General features: G+C 63.9%; 2 protein-coding genes and 1 pseudogene. All 3 read left to right on the plus strand.

The window, feature by feature from the left end:
• The first annotated feature begins 4 nt into the window (after window positions 1-4).
• Window positions 5-1,090, plus strand: a complete 1,086-nt coding sequence (gcvT, locus tag ACSLE4_RS07915; protein WP_435903929.1) for a glycine cleavage system aminomethyltransferase GcvT — start codon at window positions 5-7, stop codon at window positions 1,088-1,090.
• A gap of 26 nt (window positions 1,091-1,116) precedes the next feature.
• Complete coding sequence (gene gcvH / locus ACSLE4_RS07920; RefSeq protein ID WP_435903928.1) at window positions 1,117-1,479, plus strand: glycine cleavage system protein GcvH; 363 nt, start codon at window positions 1,117-1,119, stop codon at window positions 1,477-1,479.
• Window positions 1,480-2,960 (plus strand): annotated as a pseudogene (locus tag ACSLE4_RS07925) (glycine dehydrogenase (aminomethyl-transferring)); the annotation flags it as partial. It abuts the gene before it with no gap.

Here is a 2,960-nt window from a genome sequence, read left to right on the forward strand (position 1 = left end):
GGATTTGGGTGCCCGCATGGCCCCGTTCGCCGGGTACGACATGCCGCTGAACTATCCGGCAGGCGTTTTGGCGGAGCACCGGCATACGCGAGCCGCGGCGGGCCTGTTCGACATCTCGCACATGGGACAGATCCTGGTGCGCCCGAAGGACGGCGTCCCTACCGACGCCGCGCGCGCGCTCGAGCGCCTTGTGCCCGCAGATATCCTGGGACTGGCGCAGGGACGTCAGCGCTACACCTTCTTCACAAACGACACGGGCGGCATCCTCGACGATCTGATGGTCGCCAACTGCGGCGATCACTATCTCCTCGTGGTCAATGCCGCGTGCAAGGAGAACGACGAATCCCTTCTGCGCGACGGCTTCTCCCGGAACTGCGATGTCGAGCAGTGCGATCGTGCGTTGATCGCACTGCAAGGTCCGAAGGCCGAGTCGGTGCTGGCGCACCTCGCCCCCGACTGCGCCAGCATGCGCTTCATGGGCGTGCGAGAATTGTCGATCATGGGCAAGCCTTGCGTGGTCATGCGCTCCGGCTACACGGGCGAAGACGGATTCGAGATTTCCATGCCGTCAGATGTTGCCCGCGAGATCGCGGAAGGTTTGCTGGAGAACCCGGACGTGGCGCCGGTCGGTCTCGCCGCACGCGATACCTTGCGGCTCGAGGCGGGGTTGTGCCTCTATGGAGCCGACATCGACGCGGGGACGACTCCTGTGATGGCCGGACTGACCTGGGCGATCCAGCCGGTCCGCCGCCATGGTGGTGAGCGCGTCGGCGAATTTCCAGGTGCCCCTATCATTCTCGATGAACTGGAGCGAGGCCCGGCGGTCCATCGCGTCGGCTTGGCGCCCGAGGGACGGATGCCGGTCCGCGCCGGGACGCCGCTCTTCGTCGAGGAGGCCGGCGAGGCACCAGTCGGGCACGTCACATCGGGCGGGTTCGGTCCGAGCCTCGGGAGGCCAATCGCCATGGGTTACGTCCCCACACCCCTCTCGGCGCCGGGAACCAAGCTGTTCGCTGAAGTTCGTGGCAAGCGGCTGCCGGCGACGGTCACGCCCCTTCCCTTTGTCGAGCACCACTACAAACGCAGTTGAGTTCGCTGCCCAACAAGGAGGCAACCTTGCTGAAATTCACCAAAGACCATGAGTGGCTTAAGATCGATGGCGATGTCGCAACAGTCGGCATCACCGCTTATGCAGCGGAGCAGTTGGGCGATCTGGTCTTCGTGCAGCTGCCAGAGATCGGCACCACGCTTGACAAGGGCCAAGAGGTCGCCGTCGTTGAATCGGTGAAGACCGCATCCGACGTCTACTCCCCACTCGCCGGCGAGGTCGTCGAGATCAACGAGGTCATCGTGAACGACCCCTCGATCGTGAACTCAGATCCAGAGAAGGCCGGCTGGTTTTTCAAGCTGAAGCTTGCCGACTTGGGTTCCCTCGACGGCCTCATGGACGAAGCCGCCTACAAAGAGCTCATCGGCTGAATGGAACAGGTTATGACACCACAGGAGAGCTACGAGCCATACGACTTCGCGAACCGTCGGCATATCGGGCCGTCGCCCGAGGAGATGGCGGCGATGCTGGAGGTGGTTGGCGCAGCGAGTCTCGATAAGCTCATCGACGAAACCGTGCCGGCGGGAATTCGTCAGGCCAAGGCGCTCGATTTCGGCAAGCCGCTGTCCGAGCGGGCTGCGCTCGATCGCTTGCGTGAGACGGCAAACAAAAACCGCGTCCTCACCTCGCTCATCGGCCAGGGTTATCACGGCACGATCCTGCCCCCCGCCATCCAACGCAACATCCTCGAGAACCCAGCGTGGTACACGGCCTATACGCCCTACCAGCCGGAGATCAGCCAAGGCCGGCTCGAGGCGCTGCTCAACTTTCAGACCTTGGTCGCCGATCTGACCGGGCTGGATGTCGCCAACGCCTCGCTCCTCGATGAAGCGACCGCCGCCGCCGAAGCCATGGCGCTCGCGTATCGCGTTACCAAGTCGAAGGCGAACGCCTTCTTCGTCGATGCGCAGTGCTTGCCACAAACGATTGCCGTGCTGAAGACGCGCGCCGAGCCGCTCGGGTGGGACATCGTCGTCGGCGATCCCTTCAAGGACTTGCAGCCAGAGAACGTGTTCGGCGCCCTCTTCCAGTACCCGGGCGTGGAGGGCGGCTTTCACGACTTCTCGGACCTCATTGCCAAGCTGCATGCAGCCAAGGCGCTTGCCGCCGTTGCGGCCGATCCGCTCGCTCTCACACTCCTGAAGCCGCCAGGCGAAATGGGCGCGGACATCGCCGTCGGTTCCATGCAGCGGTTCGGCATGCCCATGGGCTATGGCGGACCGCATGCCGCCTATATCGCCGTCAAGGATGCCTACAGGCGCGCGCTGCCGGGGCGCCTCGTGGGTGTCTCCATCGACTCGCGCGGAAACCGTGCCTACCGGCTGGCGCTACAGACCCGCGAGCAGCACATCAGGCGCGAGAGCGCCACTTCGAATATCTGCACCGCGCAGGTGCTTCCGGCCGTGGTCGCATCCATGTACGCCGTGTTTCATGGACCCAAAGGCTTGAAGGCGATCGCCGAGCGTGTGCATCGCAAGGCGGCGCGCTTGGCGGACGGTCTCGAAGCGCTGGGTTTTGAGATCAGCCCCGATGCCTTCTTCGATACGATCACAGTTGACGTTGGACCCTATCAGGGTCTCGTCATGAAAAATGCCGTCGGCAACGGCGTGAACTTGCGCAAGGTGGGGACGAACCGTATCGGCGTCACCGTCGACGAGCGCACGCGGCCGGATACACTCGAGGCCGTCTGGCGGGCTTTCGGCGGCGACCATCTTGTCTATCGCGACGAATATCCGGCGTACCGGCTGCCCGCAGCCTTGATCCGCACGTCCACCTATCTCAGCCATCCCGTCTTCCAAATGAACCGGGCGGAAAGCGAGATGACGCGCTACATGCGCCGCCTCGCCGACCG

The sequence above is a fragment of the Methyloceanibacter sp. genome, assembly GCF_051306395.1.
In the GTDB taxonomy this organism is placed as follows: domain Bacteria; phylum Pseudomonadota; class Alphaproteobacteria; order Rhizobiales; family Methyloligellaceae; genus Methyloceanibacter.